This window comes from Rhodococcus sp. NFXS4 (assembly GCF_058139645.1).
Genome location: NZ_CP192221.1, coordinates 999,439 through 1,016,826, shown reverse-complemented (window position 1 = coordinate 1,016,826; position 17,388 = coordinate 999,439). Strand labels below are relative to the sequence as shown.

General features: G+C 66.6%; 20 protein-coding genes. 6 read left to right on the top strand and 14 right to left on the bottom strand.

All coding sequences use genetic code 11. The features are described from left to right. Positions 1-41: 41 nt before the first annotated feature. Complete coding sequence (locus J4E04_RS04730; protein ID WP_490149995.1) at positions 42-725, top strand: FadR/GntR family transcriptional regulator; 684 nt, start codon at positions 42-44, stop codon at positions 723-725. 87 nt (positions 726-812) lie between these two features. Continuing rightward, positions 813-1,730 (top strand): hypothetical protein, encoded by a 918-nt coding sequence (locus tag J4E04_RS04725; protein ID WP_490149994.1) that lies wholly within the window; start codon positions 813-815, stop codon positions 1,728-1,730. A 10-nt stretch (positions 1,731-1,740) separates the two neighbouring features. Here J4E04_RS04725 and J4E04_RS04720 read toward each other — a convergent pair whose 3' ends face one another. From J4E04_RS04720 to J4E04_RS04695, 6 genes are all read right to left on the bottom strand, one after another. Further along, on the bottom strand, positions 1,741-2,784 hold the full coding sequence (locus tag J4E04_RS04720) for a glycerophosphodiester phosphodiesterase family protein (protein ID WP_490149993.1): 1,044 nt from the start codon (positions 2,782-2,784) through the stop codon (positions 1,741-1,743). A 222-nt stretch (positions 2,785-3,006) separates the two neighbouring features. Then, complete coding sequence (locus J4E04_RS04715; RefSeq protein ID WP_490149992.1) at positions 3,007-3,336, bottom strand: TfoX/Sxy family protein; 330 nt, start codon at positions 3,334-3,336, stop codon at positions 3,007-3,009. 128 nt (positions 3,337-3,464) lie between these two features. Next, positions 3,465-3,869 (bottom strand): hypothetical protein, encoded by a 405-nt coding sequence (locus J4E04_RS04710; protein WP_490149991.1) that lies wholly within the window; start codon positions 3,867-3,869, stop codon positions 3,465-3,467. A 118-nt stretch (positions 3,870-3,987) separates the two neighbouring features. Further along, a complete protein-coding gene (locus tag J4E04_RS04705; RefSeq protein ID WP_490149990.1) occupies positions 3,988-4,416 on the bottom strand; it encodes a hypothetical protein in 429 nt (142 codons plus the stop codon). Further along, positions 4,413-5,366: a hypothetical protein gene (locus J4E04_RS04700; RefSeq protein WP_490149989.1), complete on the bottom strand. Its 954-nt coding sequence runs from the start codon at positions 5,364-5,366 to the stop codon at positions 4,413-4,415. The genes J4E04_RS04705 and J4E04_RS04700 overlap by 4 nt, the downstream gene beginning before the upstream one ends. After that, positions 5,353-5,637 (bottom strand): hypothetical protein, encoded by a 285-nt coding sequence (locus tag J4E04_RS04695; RefSeq protein WP_490149988.1) that lies wholly within the window; start codon positions 5,635-5,637, stop codon positions 5,353-5,355. Before J4E04_RS04695 ends, J4E04_RS04700 begins: the two co-directional genes overlap by 14 nt. Positions 5,638-5,779: 142 nt before the next feature. Here J4E04_RS04695 and J4E04_RS04690 point away from each other — a divergent pair, with 142 nt between their 5' ends. Both J4E04_RS04690 and J4E04_RS04685 read left to right on the top strand, forming a co-directional pair. Then, positions 5,780-5,923 (top strand): hypothetical protein, encoded by a 144-nt coding sequence (locus J4E04_RS04690; RefSeq protein ID WP_197027742.1) that lies wholly within the window; start codon positions 5,780-5,782, stop codon positions 5,921-5,923. A 39-nt stretch (positions 5,924-5,962) separates the two neighbouring features. After that, positions 5,963-6,766 (top strand): formate/nitrite transporter family protein, encoded by an 804-nt coding sequence (locus J4E04_RS04685; RefSeq protein ID WP_490149987.1) that lies wholly within the window; start codon positions 5,963-5,965, stop codon positions 6,764-6,766. A gap of 4 nt (positions 6,767-6,770) precedes the next feature. On the opposite strand, the gene J4E04_RS04680 is transcribed toward J4E04_RS04685, so the two are convergent. The 5 genes from J4E04_RS04680 to J4E04_RS04660 form a co-directional block, all read right to left on the bottom strand. Continuing rightward, complete coding sequence (locus J4E04_RS04680; RefSeq protein WP_490149986.1) at positions 6,771-7,436, bottom strand: potassium channel family protein; 666 nt, start codon at positions 7,434-7,436, stop codon at positions 6,771-6,773. Further along, positions 7,429-8,787 carry a TrkH family potassium uptake protein gene (locus J4E04_RS04675; RefSeq protein ID WP_222645951.1) on the bottom strand — a complete coding sequence of 453 codons (1,359 nt, stop codon included), beginning with the start codon at positions 8,785-8,787 and terminating at the stop codon, positions 7,429-7,431. Before J4E04_RS04675 ends, J4E04_RS04680 begins: the two co-directional genes overlap by 8 nt. A 72-nt stretch (positions 8,788-8,859) precedes the next feature. Beyond that, positions 8,860-10,569, bottom strand: a complete 1,710-nt coding sequence (locus J4E04_RS04670) for a glycerol-3-phosphate dehydrogenase/oxidase (RefSeq protein WP_027504787.1) — start codon at positions 10,567-10,569, stop codon at positions 8,860-8,862. Continuing rightward, complete coding sequence (glpK, locus tag J4E04_RS04665; RefSeq protein WP_222632903.1) at positions 10,566-12,077, bottom strand: glycerol kinase GlpK; 1,512 nt, start codon at positions 12,075-12,077, stop codon at positions 10,566-10,568. Before glpK ends, J4E04_RS04670 begins: the two co-directional genes overlap by 4 nt. A 31-nt stretch (positions 12,078-12,108) precedes the next feature. Continuing rightward, positions 12,109-12,909: an MIP/aquaporin family protein gene (locus J4E04_RS04660; RefSeq protein ID WP_051613174.1), complete on the bottom strand. Its 801-nt coding sequence runs from the start codon at positions 12,907-12,909 to the stop codon at positions 12,109-12,111. Positions 12,910-13,100: 191 nt separating this feature from the next. On the opposite strand from J4E04_RS04660, the gene J4E04_RS04655 reads away from it, so the two are divergent. After that, positions 13,101-14,093 carry a sugar-binding transcriptional regulator gene (locus J4E04_RS04655; protein WP_222645645.1) on the top strand — a complete coding sequence of 331 codons (993 nt, stop codon included), beginning with the start codon at positions 13,101-13,103 and terminating at the stop codon, positions 14,091-14,093. Position 14,094: 1 nt separating this feature from the next. Here the strand turns inward: J4E04_RS04655 and J4E04_RS04650 are convergent, their stop codons facing one another. After that, entirely contained in the window at positions 14,095-14,970 is an 876-nt protein-coding gene (locus J4E04_RS04650) for an SCO6745 family protein (RefSeq protein ID WP_490149985.1), read from the bottom strand. Positions 14,971-15,071: 101 nt separating this feature from the next. After that, a complete protein-coding gene (locus J4E04_RS04645; protein ID WP_490149984.1) occupies positions 15,072-15,521 on the bottom strand; it encodes an Hsp20/alpha crystallin family protein in 450 nt (149 codons plus the stop codon). Positions 15,522-15,762: 241 nt separating this feature from the next. Between J4E04_RS04645 and J4E04_RS04640 the strand changes: the two genes are divergently transcribed. Further along, the gene (locus J4E04_RS04640) at positions 15,763-16,455 is read left to right on the top strand and encodes a TerD family protein (protein WP_056442948.1); all 693 of its coding nucleotides are present in this window, start codon (positions 15,763-15,765) and stop codon (positions 16,453-16,455) included. Here J4E04_RS04640 and J4E04_RS04635 read toward each other — a convergent pair whose 3' ends face one another. Continuing rightward, complete coding sequence (locus tag J4E04_RS04635; protein WP_490149983.1) at positions 16,456-17,337, bottom strand: LysR family transcriptional regulator; 882 nt, start codon at positions 17,335-17,337, stop codon at positions 16,456-16,458. Between the last annotated feature and the right edge of the window lie 51 nt (positions 17,338-17,388).

Here is a 17,388-nt window from a genome sequence, read left to right as displayed (position 1 = left end):
AGTAACCCCTGTGGTCGGACCACACCAGCTATTCTCCGACAATGCGCGCACACGAGGTGGTTCTCCACCGCATCGAACAGGACCTGGCGGCGGCGCGACTCCGTGTCGGCGATCGACTGCCGGCTGAGCGCGCACTTGCGGAGGAGCTCGGCGTCGGCCGCAGCTCGGTTCGCGAGGCCATCCGCGTCCTGGAGGCGATGGGCGTCGTGAAGACGTCGGTCGGGTCGGGCCCCGATGCGGGCGCGATCGTCGTGGCCGATCCCGCCACGTCCATCGGCTCGGCACTGCGGCTGCACATGGCCACGCAGTTCCTGCCCATCGCCGACGTGGTGCAGACGCGCGTGCTCCTCGAGTCGTGGGCGTTGCGCGACGCCGCGGCGCGCACCCCCGACCTCACCGCCATCGACGAGTTACTCGACCGAATGGACGACAAGAGTCTGGCACCCGATCAGTTCCATCGCCTCGACGCCGAGCTCCATGTTCGATTCGCAGGGCTTGCCGGCAACGTGCTGATCGAGGCCATGATGACCTCGCTCCGCGACTCGATCCACGGCTACGTCATGGACGCGGTACCCATGCTCGACGACTGGTCGGCCGTCGCCGTGAACCTCCGGTGCGAGCATCGCGGCATCGTCGACGCGTTGCGCCGAGGCCACGGCGCCAAGGCCGCCACCCTGGCGCGCGAGCACATTGAAGGGTTCTACGGGTTGATGCGGCTCGACTGAGTCGGAGCCCGCCGAATTGTGTCGGACCCCCGTGCCAGCATCCCTCCACACACGACGAGGGCCGCGGGCCCGGGCAAGGGGTTCACCATGGCAGTGCACATCGTCGACGACCGTGTCGAGGTCCGGTGCCCCGAGGTCCATCCCGACGCCCGGATGTCGTTCTCGTTCCAGCGGACTCTCCGCGTTCCCGACGACGGAACCACGTACGACCTCCCTCCGGGCCTCGGCAGACTGCAGGTGACGGAGTCCGGCCAGGACGACGACGGGGTGACTCGCTTCGCCATGCCGATGTGGCAGTCCGAGGCGTGCTGGATCAACTTCGACGCCGGCTATCCGTTCCTCGTGACGATGAGCAGCGGAACCATCAACGTCTTGACGGGTGAACCATGGTCGCCCGTTCCCGACTTCGAGGCCGAGGACTACCTCGAAGTTCCGGACCAGCCGTGGCTCGATGGGTTCACTGCCGAGAAGGGGACGGTGCGCCAGTTCGTCGCTGCCCCGCTGGGCGCCGACTACACGGTGGAGGAGCAACTGTCCTCGGAGCCGGCGCGCGGTGGGATCCAGGTGGCCGTCTACCCGATGCTGGCGAGCAAGTACTCGGAGCTGGACCACCTGCCGACCATCATCTGCTTCTCCTTGCCCCCGAACGACGCGATGGGCCTCGGTGCCGGTGGATCCATCAGACAGGCAGTGGCGACGCCAGTGGTCCCGCACGAATCGTGGGACCTCGAGCACGGCCGACGATTCACCATTGACATCGTAAACAGTGCTGTGTGGCAGCAGCTCACAGGATCGGAACCCGCCTCGGTTCCTCTGAGCGCCGCGGATTACACGCGGTTCGGGATGCCGTGGTTCGCCTGGTACGACGAGCTGGTGGTGGCTCGCGAGGGAGCAGCGTCGCTGCGCGGCGTGCGGACAGTCGCTGACGTCGATGCCGGCGCGGACGAGCCGATCCTGCCGGACAACGAGAGCTTCGAGAAGCCGGTACCGGTGTACGTCAGCTGACAGGCGCGCGTCAGCGCACCGTGGCCGACTCCGGTAGCGCCATCCCCCGCTCCCCCATCGCCTCGCGCAGGCGGTCGGGGTAGTCGGTGATGATGCCGTCGACACCCATGTCCATCAGTACCGCCATCGTCGCGGGGTCGTCCACCGTCCACGGCACGACACGGATCCCAGCGGCATGCGCTGACGCCACCAACTCGGGTGTCACGTAGAGCTCGAAGTCCGCATCCTCCACGGCTCCCTTCTGCGGGGTGCCCTGGACGGGCGAGAGGGCGTGGGCGCCGAACGACTGCACCGCCGCCACAGGATCACCGTCGAAGTCATCGATGTCGAGACCACCCAGCCATGGGGACGCTCCGGGTTCCCCGACTTCGAGGAAGTCTGGCTCCGTAAGCGCGACCAGGCGCACCGACGGGTCGACTGCTTTCACCGCGAGGAGAGCGCCCCAGTCGAAACTCTGGATGGTGGTGCGATCGAGCAGTCCCGCCGCTCCGACCGAGGCGAGCACCACGTCGGCGAACTGCCCACGGGGCGCCGTCTCGGTGGGCGCTGCCGCCTCCACCTTGGTCTCGATGTTCAGCTGCACCGTGGAGTCGTACGAGTTCACCAGCGCGAGCACCTCGTCGAGGGTCGGAATTCCGGCATCTGTCGCCACTCGCTGTTCCGGGTAGCCGTCGAGCTGCGCCACACCGCAATTGAGGGTTCGCACCTGCGCCAGCGTCAGGGTGTTCACGTACTTCCCGACGTAGGGAAACTCGGGATCGCCGTCGGTCGCGGGCCGGGTGTCACGGCACTTCGCGTCCGACACCTTCCGGTCGTGCGCGACGACGGCGATGCCGTCCTCGGTGATCTGCGCGTCCATCTCGAGTGTGGTGACGCCGAGCTCGAGGGCGTTGGTGAACGAGGCGAGCGTGCTCTCGGTGACCAGTCCAAGGCCGCCGCGGTGCGCTTGGAGGTCGAAGCCGTCGAGCGGCTGCGCGGTCTCGGTCTCCTGCGTGGAGCAGGCCGCCAGCGCCATACACATCGAGACGGTCAGCAGCACTCGTCGCATCGCCATGACGCCCACGCTAAGCCGGGAAGGTGAACGCCCGATGGATCAGCGCGCGCGCCACCCCTGATCGGTCGACCCGCGCAGGCACGGGCTGCCGACGCGGTGATCGTGTGCAGTGATCCGCGCTATTAGCGGATTACTGCACACAAGTTGGGCGGCCACTCGACCCGTGCCCGGTGGTGCGGGAGTTCATCGAGTACTTGTCGCGGTAGAACGTCGGTCCCCTGGTTACGGAGTACCGGCCGAGGTTGCGGCGTCGATCCAGACCTGCAGGTCGTCGTCGGACTCCAGAGCAGCCGCGTTCACCGAGATCCACCCCTGACCCATCGACCTAGCCGCGCCCATCTGCGCACGACGGGCTCCCGGGCGTCCGACATAGTCGTCGTCGTGCTCGCGCGGTACCCGCACCAGCAATGCGCCGCCGCCGTTCCCGACGGACACGACCATCTTCCCGTCGACCATGAACGCGAGGCCGCCGAACATCGCCTTCTCGGTCACGGTGGACCTGGCGGACAGCGCAGCGCGAACCCGGTCCTCGAGGTCGGCGTCACGAGCCATGCGGGAACTCTACGTCGCTTCCCGACGCGTCGGAAGGTGCGCGGAGCCGCGGAATGCGTGGGTAAGCGCACCGTCGCGACGTATTCGGTGCAGAAACCTTCGTCCAGCGACGATCCCTGCACCGGATCTCACACCAGTCCGCTGGGACCTTCGAACGTGAACCCGCGCGCTTCGAGTTCGGCGAGGCGCCGCTCGCCCTTCTCTGTGATGCACGCCCGAACGACCTCGAAAATCGTCAGTGCTGTTCTATCCGGCGCCGTCAGGTAGCCGACCTCACCTGCATGCCCCTCTGCGATGCGGCGCATGGCCTCATTCAGAGCGACGTCCCATTCCTCCCACCCGACGTCGTTCGCCGCCAAGGCGCCCAGAGTCATCAACCCCGACTCGACGAGCGACCTGATGACAGTCGCTGTCTGCTCGGCTGTCGTCGACGGCCCCCTGGACTGGATCATGTAATACATGAACTCCCAGAACGTGATCCAGTCGTCGTCCAACTGGACCAACAGGTTGAACTCGAGTTGTTCGTCGTTCATCGCGCATCCGCCTTGATCATTCGTCCACACATTGCGGGGCAAACGTCCGCGATCAACCGACTGCCGATGCGAATGCGGTGCAGAACTGTTCGCTCAGCGACTACTTCTGCACCGGATCTCACAGCAGGCCGCTACGGGTCTCGAACGGACCGATCGTGTTGTCCCATGTCATGCCCTGGGCCTCGAGCTCCGCGAGCCGACGCTCACCCTTCTCCGTGATGCTTCCGCGGAAGACTTCGCAGCCCATCAGGTCGAGGTCTTGCTCTGCAGCCAGGTAACCGTCGGTTTTGCCATGCCCCTCGGCGATCCGCCTCATCGACTCGTCGGTGTCGGTCGGCCATTCTTCCCATCCAATGTCGTTGTCCGCCAGGGCACCGAATGTCATCAGTCCCGAGTCGGCGAACCAGCGGATCACATCAGCCACTTCGTCGAGCGCGGTGTGCCACCCTCGAAACGCGCGCACCTTTGCGACGAAGCTCCACAGCGACGTCCAGTCGTCGTCCAAATCCAGAAGTAGACGAAACTCGATCCCGGTCTCGACCTTCATCGCACATGCACCTTGATCACGTCGCCGCCTCCTGGTCTTTGGATGTCGATCACGGGTCCACCTGACTTGCTACCGACCCGGAGCTGAATCATTGTGCCGTCCGGTAATACATAGCGCTCCAGTATTTTCTCGTTTCCTCCGGTGCTGGCGGCCTGGCCCTCTTGCGCAAGGTCGTCGAACAACGTCCTCACGTCATCACCGGAATCCACCTGCCTCACCGCACGCTGTCTGCCTTGTTCGGTCTCATCCGCAAGGACTTTCTCCACACCCGCCGCATCGACCGGCCCCGCATCCTGGAAGAAGCTGGTCGGCAGCGCGTCGTGGATCGCATCCCACGCATCCGTCCCGAACCGGTCGACCAGTGCGAAGGCCATCGCGCCGACGGACAGCACTCCGGCCGCGATCATCGCGTGCACGGCCGCCTCCACCGCCCAGGCCAGGCCGATCGCGAGGGGAACGAAGTGTCGTGGTTCGCCGTCGAGAAGTGCAGCGGACGCGTCGTCGATGGACCGGGCGGCGGACTCGTCCGCGTCGATCAGCGCCTGCACATGCGCCGCGATGACCCCCGTGTGGGAGACACCGTTGCTGACCACCGACCAGTCCGGTGCGACGAGGCAGCCGTCCGCCTCGGCCACGACGACAGCGTCGAGGAGCGCCTCGCGAGCAACGGCGATGGCAGAAGCACCATCCACTACAGCGCGCTCCAGCACCCGAAGCTGAGTCGTCCGACGTTGCGCTGCAGCAAGATCCCGTCCGAGACGACCTACCGCAGCATCGCCGGCTGCACCCTGCCACGCTTCGCGCAGATCGACGCGGCTCCTGTCGATTGCCGCCGCGCGAGAGTCGAGAACTGAGGCGCCGTCACCGATCCACGTCGCGTCGATCCGGACGGCGTCGGGATCCCACGACGCCACCACCTCACGGCGCGGCGCGAGCTCAGCAACCTCCATGCCGAGCCCTCTCGAGCCGAGCGGCGTTCGCCGAGTCCGCGTCGGCGTACCCGACGGCAGCGGCATCCAGCGATCGCGCTGTCGCAGAGAAGCCCGCGACGAGATCGTTCAGTGCCGAGACGGCTCGCTCTTCCGCTCGAGCGAGTGCGGCCGCGGTCGACGCTCCGGGCAGCGCGACCACACCGCGCGGCACCACACCGATCTGCTCCGCCTCGCCGAGCACAGCTCGGCTCGCGGCCCGCACAGCCCCCACATCAGCGACGACGAACATCGTTCCCACCCCCCCTCGCGGGGTAGGACGCGTCAGTCGCTCAGCACGTTCCACTGTCAGCGTTTGCGCTGTTCACGCCGCATCAGGCGTAGTGTTCGCCGTATCGGAGCCATCTGGTTCCCTTGATCAAGGGGCTGACACCATGGCTGACAAGTCTCCGCGCAACTCGATGACACAGAAATCGGGCAAGTCGCTGAAGGAAAAGCGACTCGACAAGAAGACGAAGGCCGCGGGGAACATCGCCGCCGACGACGCCTCCGCCGCGGTGAACAAGAAGAAGCGCTGACCACCCGGTAGCGACTGACCACGCGGGGTACACCGTGGGATGAGCGAAGAAGCGCGCCGCAACGACGGTGACAACGACGGTCCCGTCGAAGAGGAGCTCGAAGAGAGCTTCGACTCGGTGGTCACCGAAGGTGCCGAGCGTCTGCACCGCACCGTCCGAGCCGTAATCGTCACCGGACTGTTCGGTGGCCTAGAAGTGGCGCTGGGCGTGATGGCCTACCTCGCGGTGCTGGACGAGACGGGCAGCCATCTTCTCGCCGGGCTCGCGTTCGGGATCGGGCTCGTCGCAATCTATCTGGCGCACAGCGAGCTCTTCACCGAGGACTTCCTCATGCCCATCGCCGCGGTGGTCTCGAAGGACGGCACCCCGGCACAACTCGCGAAGCTCTGGATCGGCACTCTTCTGGCCAACCTGGTCGGCGGGTGGGCGGTGATGTGGCTGGTCGCGCAGGCGTTCCCGCAGTGGCTGATGGTGCTGTCCGAATCGGCACACCACTTCGTCGACGCGCCCTTGAACACGCAGTCGATCTGTCTGGCGATCCTCGGCGGCAGCACCATGACGCTACTGACCAGGATGCAGCAGGGAACCACCTCGGACGTCGCCCGCATCATCGCGGCCATGGCGGCCGGCTTCCTGTTGGCGGGGCTGCAGCTGTTCCACTCGATCCTCGACTCGCTGTTGATCTTCGGCGCGATTCACGCCGGCGCGGACGTGGACTACCTGCAGTGGATCGAGTGGTTCGGATACACGGTCGGTTTCAACATCGTCGGTGGAGTGATGCTCGTGACGGTTCTTCGGCTGGTCCGTACCAAGGAGCTGGTGAAGGAGGAACGCCGGTCGTGAGCCGTCAGGTGAGCTCACTGAAGCGCTCGGTGTCGCGCACCTGACCGGAGACGATCACCATGTCGTCGGCCTCGATCACGGTGTCGGCCGTGGCATAGGTGAAGCCTTCGCCCGGCCTCTTCACAGCCACGACGGTCACCTTGTACTTGGTACGCACGGCAGTGTCTCCGAGCCGATGGCCGACGAGGAACTGAGCGGGAGTCGTCTTGACCATCGCGAACCCGTCATCGAACTCGATGTAGTCCATCATCCGTCCGCGCACGAGATGTGCGACGCGCTTGCCCATGTCGTGTTCCGGCCGCACGACGTGGCTGACACCGATCTGCGTCAGGATCTTGGCATGCGCATTGCTGATCGCCTTGGCCCACACGTTGCCGACCGACAGGTTGATCAGCGCGGAGGCGGTGAGCAGACTTGCCTCGAGATCGGACCCGATACCCACGACGGCGCGATCGTATTCGTGTACCGACAATTGCCGTAGCGCTTCCTCGTCGGTGGTGTCCGCGACGGCGGCATGGGTGAGACGATCGGAGACCCGCTGCACGACGGCCTCGTCGGAGTCGATGCCGAGCACCTCGGCACCCTGCGCCATCAGTTCGAGCGCCAGGGACTTACCGAAGCGCCCGAGACCGAGGACCACGACGACGTCGGAGGACGGCTTCTTAGCCAATGAACGGCCTCTCTGTGGGGAAGGTGTATCGCCGATCGCGTTCTCGCGCCGCCAGCGCACTCACCAGCGTGATGGAGCCGATGCGGCCCAGGTACATGAGGACGACGAGTATCAGTTGCCCCCACCCCGGCAGCTGCGCGGTGATGCCTGTCGACAGTCCCACGGTGGCGAAGGCGGACACCACCTCGAACAACAGGACGTCCAGGTCGAACGGGGTCGCGGCGAGAAGCACCACGACCGGCACCATCACCAGCGCAACGCCGACCAGGGCGACGGTCAAGGACTGACGCTGCACCCGCGAGTCGATGCGTCGGTCGAAGACCGTGACCGAGCGATCGCCGCGTACCTCGGCGATGATGACGAACAGCAGAATGGCGAAGGTGGTGACCTTGATGCCGCCCGCGGTACCGCCACTACCGCCGCCGATGAACATCAGCACGTCGGTGACGAGCAACGTCGCGTTGTCGGCGTCGGCGTAGTCGATGCTGTTGAACCCGGCGGTTCGCGGCATGATTCCCTGGAACGCGGCCACCAGCAGCTTGCCGCCGACTCCGCGCTCGGACAATGTGTTCGACCATTCCAGTACGAGTACCAATGCCGGGCCGAGCACGAGCAGGACCGCTGTGACCGTGACCGTCAGCCGCGTGTGCAGCGTCCATCGTCGACGAGTGCGTCCCCGAACGTGTCGGGCCACCTCGAAGAGGACGGGGAAGCCGATGCCGCCCAGGACCACGGCGACGAGGAGCGGCACACAGATCCACGGATCGGTGGCGAAGCTGATCATGTTGTCGCTGAACAACGCGAAGCCGGCGTTGTTGAACGCGGACACGGAGTGGAAGATGCCGAGCCACACGGCCCGTCCGAGCGGCTCGTCGTAGCCGACGGCGAAACGGCCCGCCAGACACGCCGCGACCGCCGTCTCGATGAGAAGGCTGGTTCTCACGACACCCACCACGACGCTGCGCACGTCGCCGAGTCCGGACGTGCGGAGCTCAGCCGCCGCATTGAGACGTCCGCGAAGACCGATGCGATCAGCGAGGACGAGACCCACCAGCGACGCCATCGTCATGATGCCGAAGCCGCCGATCTGGATGAGCGCGAGAATGACGCCTTGACCGGCGCCGGACCAGTGCGTGGGAGTGTCCACCACGATCAACCCGGTCAGACACATCGCGGACGTAGCGGTGAACAGGGCGCCCAGCAGATCCGTGCTCTTGCCGACCTGCGTCGCCGCGGGCAGCAGCAAGAGAACAGTGCCCACTGCGATGGCGGCGGCGAAACCCAACGCCACCAGGCGCAGCGGGGTCAGCACGGCCTTCGCGGCCCGACGAGGTGCCGGGCTCGAGCTCATGGTCACCGGACGCACGTTACTGCAGCGCTGCGCGCACCCGCTGCAGACTGCAGCGGGTGCGCACCTCGGCTCTCAGCCGCCGACTCCCACGCGCACGTCGGGAGCCCCGAGCCGTGCGGCATCGGCGGTCTCGTCGTCCGGCTGCGCCTGCGATTCGCGCTCTGCCGCAACGCGCTTGCGGTAGTGCTCGATCTCGTCGGACACGTGCTGCTCGTCCCACCCGAGGATGGGTGCGACCAGTCCGGCGACCTCGGCTGCGGCAGCTTCGCCGCGGTCGGCCAACTCGATCGACACGCGGATGCGCCGCGTCAGGATGTCGTCGAGGTGCTGCGCACCCTCGTGGCTCGCGGCGTAGACGGCCTCGGCCTTGAGGTAGTCGGGTGCGTTCTCCAGGGGCTTGCCGAGCTCCGGGTTCTGATCGATCAGATCGAGGACCTCACCGACCAGGGTGCCGTAGCGACCGAGCAGGTGCTCCATGCGTCCGACGCGCATCCCTGCGCGGTCGGCTGCGAGCTGGCGCGCGTTCCAGGCACCGTAGTACCCGTCGGCACCCACGAGCGGGATCTTCTCCGTGACGCACTCTGGAACCTTGCGCTCCATGTTGTGCACCGCGGAGTCGACCGCGTCCTTCGCCATGACCCGGTACGTCGTGTACTTGCCGCCGGCGATGACGGTGAGGCCACGTACGGGGCTGGAGACGGCATGCTCGCGGGACAGCGTGCTGGTGGAGTCGGATTCGCCGTACAGCAACGGACGCAGACCGGCGTAGACACCGACGACGTCCTTGTGGTCCAGCGGATCCTGCAGCAGCTTGTTGACGTGCCCGAGGATGTAGTCGATATCGCTCTTGCTGGCCGCGGGATGCGCCAGGTCGAGCTTCCAGTCGGTGTCGGTGGTGCCGATGATCCAGTGGCTCCCCCACGGAATCACGAACAGCAACGACTTCTCGGTGCGGGTGATGATGCCCGTCGAGCTGTTGATGCGGTTGCGCGGCACCACGAGGTGCACGCCCTTGGACGCGCGAACCTGGAACTGGCCGCGGCCGCCGACCATCTCCTGGATCTCGTCGGTCCACACACCGGCAGCGTTGATGACCTGCTTGGCGTGGATCTCGAACGACTCCCCCGACTCGAGGTCCGTCGCGACGACGCCGATCACGCGGTCGTCCTCACGCAGGAAGCCGGTGACGCGAGTGCTGTTGGCGCACAACGCTCCGTAGGCCGCGGCAGTGCGGGCGATCATCATGGTGTGGCGGGCGTCGTCGACCTGGCCCTCGTAGAAGCGCACGGCACCGCGGATGGCGGAGCGCTTGCCCGACGGGAAGGATTCCAGCGTCTTCTTCTTGCCCAGGTGCTTGTGGTGCGAGGGCACACCGCGGCCGGCACCCATCACGTCGTAGACGCCGATACCGAGGCCGACGTACGGCCGGTCGATCAGCTTCTCGAGCGGGTAGATGAACGGCACGGGGCGGGCGAGGTGCGGGCACAGGTCGTTGAGGACCAGCGACCGCTCCTTGAGCGCCTCGAAGACCAGCGCGAAGTTGAACTGCTCGAGGTAGCGCAGGCCACCGTGGAACAGCTTGCTGGACCTGCTGGACGTCCCGGCGGCGTAGTCACGCGCCTCGACCAGGCCGACCTTCAGGCCGCGGGTGACCGCGTCGAGAGCCGCTCCGGTACCGACGACACCCCCGCCGATGACCAGAACGTCCATCTCCTCCGTGGCGAGACGTCGGAGTGCTTCCTTGCGTGCTTCGGGGCTGAGAGCTGTTGTGGTGGAATTCATTCGGCATCGACCCAATCGAGTGTTCGTGTGACGGCTTTCTTCCAACCGGCGTAGAGCTTGTCTCGCTCCGCGTCATCCATGGACGGTGTCCATGTCTTGTCCTCGGCCCAGTTCTCGCGGATCTCGTCCTCGCTCGCCCAGAAACCGACGGCCAGGCCCGCTGCGTACGCCGCGCCCAGTGCGGTGGTCTCGGCGACCACCGGCCGGACGACATCCACGTTCAGAATGTCGGACTGGAACTGCATCAGCAGCTCGTTCACCACCATACCGCCGTCGACCTTGAGCACCTCGAGGTCGACGCCCGAATCGGCGTTCATGGCCTCGATGACCTCGCGCGTCTGGTAGGCGGTGGCCTCGAGCACGGCCCGCGCCAGGTGGCCCTTGTTGACGAAACGGGTGAGTCCGACGATGGCGCCGCGGGCGTCGGAGCGCCAGTGCGGGGCGAACAGACCGGAGAACGCGGGCACGAAGTAGGCGCCGCCGTTGTCGTCGACGGAGCGAGCGTCGGTCTCGATATCTGCTGCAGTGGAGATCATTCCGAGGTTGTCACGCAGCCACTGCACGAGTGATCCGGTGACGGCGATGGAACCCTCGAGGGCGTACACCGTCGGCTGGTCGCCGATCTTGTAGCAGACCGTGGTGAGCAGTCCGTTCTTGCTCATCACCTTGTCGGTGCCTGTGTTCAACAGCACGAAGTTGCCTGTGCCATAGGTGTTCTTCGCCTCACCGGGCGACAGGCACGCCTGACCGAACGTGGCGGCCTGCTGATCGCCCAGGATGCCGGCGATGGGAACACCGCTGAGCGAACCGCGCTCGCGGACATTGCCGTACACCTCGGAGGAGCTGCGGATCTCGGGGAGCATGGACATCGGGATGCCCATGTCCGCACAGATGCCCTCGTCCCAGGACAGGGTGTCGAGATCCATCAGCAGCGTGCGCGAGGCATTGGTGGGATCGGTGTAGTGCAGACCGCCGTCGACACCGCCCGTCATGTTCCACAGGACCCAGGTGTCCATGTTGCCGAAGCACAGCTCGCCGGCGTCGGCCTTCTCCTGCGCGCCCTCGACGTTGTCGAGGATCCACTTGACCTTGGGGCCCGAGAAGTAGGTCGCGAGCGGCAGGCCGGTCTTCGCAGTGTACTTGGTGGCGTCGCCCCCGCCGAGCTTGGTGACGATGCGGTCGGTGCGAGTGTCCTGCCAGACGATGGCGTTGTAGACGGGCTTGCCGGTGGCACGCTCCCACACCAGTGCGGTCTCGCGCTGGTTGGTGATGCCCACGGCCGCGATGTCCGACGGGGTGAGGTCGGCCGCGGCGAGTGCGCCGGCGGAGACGCTGCGGACGTTGTTCCAGATCTCCACGGCGTCGTGCTCGACCCACCCGGCCTGCGGGAAGATCTGCTTGTGCTCGCGCTGATCGGCGGCGACGACGGTGCCCTTGTGATCGAAGATCATGCACCGAGTCGAGGTGGTGCCCTGATCGATCGCTGCGACGTAACGGGTTTCGGTCATGAGTGGTTCCCCTGGGTAGTGGAGTGGACGATCATGCGGACTTCTCGGGCAGACGGCTGGGCTCCTGCTCGTCGTCGCCGTCGGGATCGGCCGGCAGGAACCGACCCACCAGGTTGTCGTACAGCAGGACGCCGATGGGGCCGCCGATGATGGGCCCGAGGATCGGCACCCAGAAGTAGAGGCTGCCGTACTGATCTCGCCATGCCCCACCGTATCCCGTGATGAACGACGCCAGGCGGGGTCCGAAGTCACGAGCCGGGTTGATCGCGTAGCCGGCGTTGGTGCCCCATGCGAAGCCGATGGCCACGACGATGAGTCCGACGATCAGCGGGGCCATGTTGGACAGCGGCGGGCTGTTACGCGAGTCGGACACGGCGACGATGAGGAAGAGCAGGATCGCGGTACCGATGATCTGGTCGATCAGCGCGGAGCCGAGGCTGACGGGCAGCGTGCCGTTGCCGGGCAGCGTCGAGAAGATCGTCTGCGTCGCGGTGGTGTGCTCGGGATCGATCGCGTTCAGCATGTCGTTGTAGTTCCACCGCACCAGCAGCGCGGCGACGAAGGCACCGAGAGTCTGCGCGAGCGCGTACGGCGCGACCTTCGACCACGCGAAGCCCCGGAACAACGCGAACGACAGCGTCACAGCCGGATTGAGGTGCGCACCGGTGGCGCGGCCGGCGACGTAGATGCCGAACATGACGCCCAGGCCCCAGGCCCAGGCGATCGAGTCGTGGTCCCCGAGGCTCCCGGACTCACCACCGGAGACCACCTGCGCCACGACGCCGGCACCGAACAGAATCAGAATCATCGTTCCCGCGAACTCGGCTGCCATCTCTGCGGGCAGCCCCCACTTCGCGCGTTTGTCCGTCACGCCATCTCCCTCGTGTTTGTGATCCAGGCCATAAAGAGCAACTGGAAGCCATGCTAGGTGACATGCACGTTGTCGCAAACCGCGTGCACATATGTGCAACTCGGACCGGATCGCGATACCGCGGCGGTCCAGATGTGGTTTAGCGTGGGCTCATGTCGGAGCTGCAGATCTATGGGGAACCCCTGCTCCCCGACGCGACGGATCCGCGCACGATCGACGCGGTGCAGGCGGCGCGGCTCTACTACTTCCAGGACTTGACGATGGCCGCGATCGGCCGCGAGATGGGCGTCTCCCGCAGCACGGTGTCGCGGCTGATCACCTTCGCCCGCACGTCGGGACTCGTGGAGATCAAGATCAGCACCGCTCTCGGCCAGGCACCCGGGCTCGAGCGTGCCTTCGCCGATCGGTACGGCGTCCGTGCCCACGTCGTGCCTGTTCCGGAGACCGTCAGCGACGTCGATCGCCTGGACCGGGTCGCCATGTTCGCGGGCCGCCTGCTGACGACGTTCTTCGCCTCCGACATGGTCATGGGCGTCGCGTGGGGCACGACGGTGAGCGCGGTCAGTCGACACCTCGCCCCGAAGCGCACCCACAACTCGCACGTGGTTCAACTCAACGGCGCAGCCAACACGCGCACCACCGGAGTGTCCTACGCGACGGACATCGTCCGCACTGTCGCCGACGCGTACGGCGCTCTCCCCCAGGGCTTTCCGGTTCCCGCGTTCTTCGACTACCCGGAGACTCGGCAGATGCTGTGGCGCGAACGCAGCATCAAACGCGTGCTCGACCTGCAGGACCGGATGGACCTCGCCGTGTTCAGCATCGGCGTGCACGGCGGCGCTGTACCGAGCCACGTCTACAGCGCGGGTTACCTGGAGAAGTCGGATCTCGAGGAACTCGATCGGGACGGCGTCGTCGGCGACATCGCCACCGTCTTCCTCCGCTCCGACGGCAGCTACGACCGCATCGCGCTGAACGAACGTGCAAGCGGCCCACGCCTGGACCGACTCAAAGCCGTGCCGCGACGCGTGTGCATCGTCGCCGGCGAGTACAAGCTCACCGCGCTGCGAGCGGCCCTCGCGGGAAAGATCGTCACCGATCTCGTGATCGACGACCTCAGCGCGGCGACCCTGCTGCAGGCGTAGGTCAGCCCTTCTTCTTCGTTCCCGGCAGGATGCCCGCGGAGATGACTGCCTTGACGTAGGGGCGCGCGGAGGAGATGAGCTCCTCCGCGTCGTCGACACCGCGCCACGCGGCGGCTGCCATCGCATCGGTGCGGTCCTCGATGTGGCGGTCGAGTGCGACACCGTCGTCCGTCAGAGTCTCGACGCCGTCGGCTGTCGTGACGAGACCGCGCGCGGCGAGACGCTCGGCCGCCGAGTCCCACTGCTCGTCCGACCACTCGCGCGTCAGCTGGGTGATGCGACGCCCGAGCACCCGACGAGCACCGGGCTCGGGGTGCTGGGCCTCGTGGAAGACACCGGCCTCCGTCGGATCGAGGTCTGCGTCGAGGAGAGCCGCGAGGTGGCCGTCGCCGCGCCATTCCCGCAGAACCGCGATGGCGTGCCACAACTGCAGGTGCGGGACGTCGGGCGCCGACGACTGATGCCACGCTGCGGACAGTGGGCGGCCGGCGAAGGTCAGCGTGTCGCCGATGCCGTGCAGGCGGTCGGCCAGCGACGTGAGGCCCGGGTCGGACGCCGACTCACCCAGCGCACCTCCGAGGACGGTGTCCAGCGCGTCCCATCGGCGCCGAGCCACGGTGTCGAGGCCGGCGGCGATCGCCGCGGGCCAGGAGCGCTCGATCAGCGTGGTGTTGAAGCTGTAGAACGCGGCGGCGACCACCCCGGCGGCACAGGGCCCCATCGGCTCGGCGCGCGAACCCACGTACCAGGCGTGTCCGTCGAGACCCGTGTCCCGGCCCGCCGCTCCGAGTTCGGGATTGAAGTACGCCGAGATGTGGAAGGGCTCGAACGTGCGGTACGCGGCGCGGGCATGGGCGGCTGCCGTGGAGTCGGTCATGGGTCGAACCTACTGGGCGCGGTGTACCGCGGGACCCCCGAATCGGCGACAGCGCTGGACACTCCCAGGTGAGAGTGCCCAGCGCTGTCCGGAATGCGGTGTCAGGACGCCGAAGCCACGAGCGATGTCTGCTCACCGGTGTTCTCGGCCTGCGCGATGCTGATCTTGCGCGGCGCGGCGCGCTCCGACAGCGGGATGTGTACGGAGAGAACACCGTTGTCGTACGACGCGGTGATGCGCTCGGTGTCGATGCCGTCACCCAGCGCGAGCTGGCGACGGTAGGTGCCCGTGAAGCGCTCCGAGGTGAGCCACTGCCGGGAGTCGCCGCTCGGCGCCGAACGGTGGGCCGTCACCGTGAGGGTTCCACGGTCGACGTCGAGGTCGATCGAGCCCGGATCCACACCGGGGAGGTCCGCGTCGAGGACGTAATGGTCGTCGACCTTGTACAGATCCATCGGCATGAACCGCGGCGAACGGTCGGTGCCCGACCCGGCTCCCAGCAAGCTCGAGGTCACGGCGTCGAGGTCACGGAAAGGATCGAAGCGAAGCACAGCAACACACCTCCTGTATCTCGTGGACACCGAGCCCGTCATGCTCGGCTCCTCTGTGCGTGACACCGAATTTAGCACTCTCCACCCGAGAGTGCCAAGTACCCTCCAGAAAAATTTCTGGCCGAAGTTGCTCTCGCAGTGCAGGACTGGTCGACGGTAGGTGCGGCCCGCTCACGGCGACTACGCTGAGGGAAGTGCGCGAAACGGACACCGCCGTTTCCGGAAGAAAGGCCTCCCATCCATGGCGATCGACTACACCAAAAGGCCGTCCACCCCCGCCCCGGCAGCGGGCGGTGTCAATCTGAGCAAGGTGACGCTGTCGAAGGCCGCGCCGACGGTGAATCTGGCCAAGAAAGGCGAGAGCCAGGGCGCGATGCGCGTCAACCTCAACTGGTCGCAGGGCGCGGCCGCACCCGAGCCGAAGAAGAAGGGCTTCCTCGCGAAGCTCGCCGCCGCGTCGTACGGCACCGGCGGCGTCGACCTCGACCTCGGCTGCCTGTACGAGCTGGCCGACGGGTCGAAGGGAGTCATCCAGGCACTGGGCAAGAGCTTCGGCGCGCTGGAGAGCGCACCGTTCATCCAGCTCGACGGCGACGACCGCTCCGGATCCGTCACGGGCGGCGAGAACATGCACATCAACCTCGCGCGGCCCGACGCCTTCAAGCGCATCCTCATCTTCGCGATGATCTACGACGGCGCCCCGAACTGGGCCGCGGTCGACGGCGTCGTCACGCTGTTCCCGACCAGCGGCCCGCAGGTGGAGGTGCGCCTGGACTCCGACAACAACTCCGCCCGCATCTGCTCCATCGCGCTGATCCAGAACACCGGTCAGGGCATCACGGTCACGCGCGAGGTCGAGTACATCCAGGGCAGCCAGGCCGACCTGGACAAGAAGTACGGTTGGGGCATGCGCTGGGCGGCCGGGCGCAAGTAGTCAGCCTGTCAGGCAGCGCACGAAATTCTTCACGCTCGCCGTCTCGTGTCGGCCCTCGACTCGCACGAGCGAGATGGTCCGCTCGACGGTCGGTGACAACGGGGCGTGACGCAGCCCGGCGAATTCCATCATCGGCAGAACGAGTTGCGGGACGGCGGTGACACCGAGACCCGCCGCGACCAGCCCGGCGACCGCACCGACGTTCTGCGCGTGCATCACCGGGCCCGTGCGGACGTCGGCGTCGTCGAGCGCGCGGGCGACGGGTCCGGCGATACTGCTCTGCGACCCGAATGCGATGAACGGCTCGCCGGCCAGTTCCGCCCACTCGATGCGCTCCCGGCCGTCGAGGGGGTGACCGGCGGCGAAGGCACAGTGGAACGAGTCCGTGGTGAGGGTTCGGTGGACCAGTCCGGGTTCGGTCGTCGGTGCCGAGACGAGCGCCATGTCCACGGTGCCGGTCAGCAGGTCCGTCAGCGCTTCCTGGCGCAGCCCGTCACGGATCTCGAGTAGGACGTCCGGGTAGTCGCGGCGGAACTTCACCACATAGGACGGAAGGAACGTGGCGGCGAGCGAGGGCAGACATGCAACCGACACGGTGCCGCGATCCCCGGTGACGAAACGACCGATCTGCGCGAGGCCCTCGTCGAAGTCCTGCACCATCTTCCGGGCATACTGCGTGACGGCGACACCGTCGGGTGTCACGACGACCCTGCGCGTCGTGCGCTCGAACAGCGTGACGTCCAGTCGGCGCTCCGCCTCCGCGACGGATCTGCTGAGCGAGGACTGCACCATGCCCAGCGCCGAGGCCGCCGCCGTGAAGCTCTCGTGATCGGCGATCGCGACGATGCAGCGAAGGTGCGTCATCCCCAGGTTGAGGTTCACCCGCCGAGTCTATGCATGGCCGCCATCAATGCATCCGCAATTGATATTGGA

What these genes read in the sequence shown, in the direction of transcription:
- J4E04_RS04710 (WP_490149991.1), bottom strand. Translation starts at nt 3,869, where the DNA reads ATGAACGACGAACAACTCGAGTTCAACCTGTTGGTCCAGTTGGACGAC.
- J4E04_RS04720 (WP_490149993.1), bottom strand. Translation starts at nt 2,784, where the DNA reads ATGGCGATGCGACGAGTGCTGCTGACCGTCTCGATGTGTATGGCGCTG.
- J4E04_RS04650 (WP_490149985.1), bottom strand. Translation starts at nt 14,970, where the DNA reads ATGACCGACTCCACGGCAGCCGCCCATGCCCGCGCCGCGTACCGCACG.
- J4E04_RS04640 (WP_056442948.1), top strand. Translation starts at nt 15,763, where the DNA reads ATGGCGATCGACTACACCAAAAGGCCGTCCACCCCCGCCCCGGCAGCG.
- J4E04_RS04690 (WP_197027742.1), top strand. Translation starts at nt 5,780, where the DNA reads ATGGCTGACAAGTCTCCGCGCAACTCGATGACACAGAAATCGGGCAAG.
- J4E04_RS04700 (WP_490149989.1), bottom strand. Translation starts at nt 5,366, where the DNA reads ATGGAGGTTGCTGAGCTCGCGCCGCGCCGTGAGGTGGTGGCGTCGTGG.
- J4E04_RS04715 (WP_490149992.1), bottom strand. Translation starts at nt 3,336, where the DNA reads ATGGCTCGTGACGCCGACCTCGAGGACCGGGTTCGCGCTGCGCTGTCC.
- glpK (WP_222632903.1), bottom strand. Translation starts at nt 12,077, where the DNA reads ATGACCGAAACCCGTTACGTCGCAGCGATCGATCAGGGCACCACCTCG.
- J4E04_RS04675 (WP_222645951.1), bottom strand. Translation starts at nt 8,787, where the DNA reads ATGAGCTCGAGCCCGGCACCTCGTCGGGCCGCGAAGGCCGTGCTGACC.
- J4E04_RS04685 (WP_490149987.1), top strand. Translation starts at nt 5,963, where the DNA reads ATGAGCGAAGAAGCGCGCCGCAACGACGGTGACAACGACGGTCCCGTC.
- J4E04_RS04705 (WP_490149990.1), bottom strand. Translation starts at nt 4,416, where the DNA reads ATGAAGGTCGAGACCGGGATCGAGTTTCGTCTACTTCTGGATTTGGAC.
- J4E04_RS04655 (WP_222645645.1), top strand. Translation starts at nt 13,101, where the DNA reads ATGTCGGAGCTGCAGATCTATGGGGAACCCCTGCTCCCCGACGCGACG.
- J4E04_RS04695 (WP_490149988.1), bottom strand. Translation starts at nt 5,637, where the DNA reads ATGTTCGTCGTCGCTGATGTGGGGGCTGTGCGGGCCGCGAGCCGAGCT.
- J4E04_RS04725 (WP_490149994.1), top strand. Translation starts at nt 813, where the DNA reads ATGGCAGTGCACATCGTCGACGACCGTGTCGAGGTCCGGTGCCCCGAG.
- J4E04_RS04730 (WP_490149995.1), top strand. Translation starts at nt 42, where the DNA reads ATGCGCGCACACGAGGTGGTTCTCCACCGCATCGAACAGGACCTGGCG.
- J4E04_RS04670 (WP_027504787.1), bottom strand. Translation starts at nt 10,569, where the DNA reads ATGAATTCCACCACAACAGCTCTCAGCCCCGAAGCACGCAAGGAAGCA.
- J4E04_RS04660 (WP_051613174.1), bottom strand. Translation starts at nt 12,909, where the DNA reads ATGGCAGCCGAGTTCGCGGGAACGATGATTCTGATTCTGTTCGGTGCC.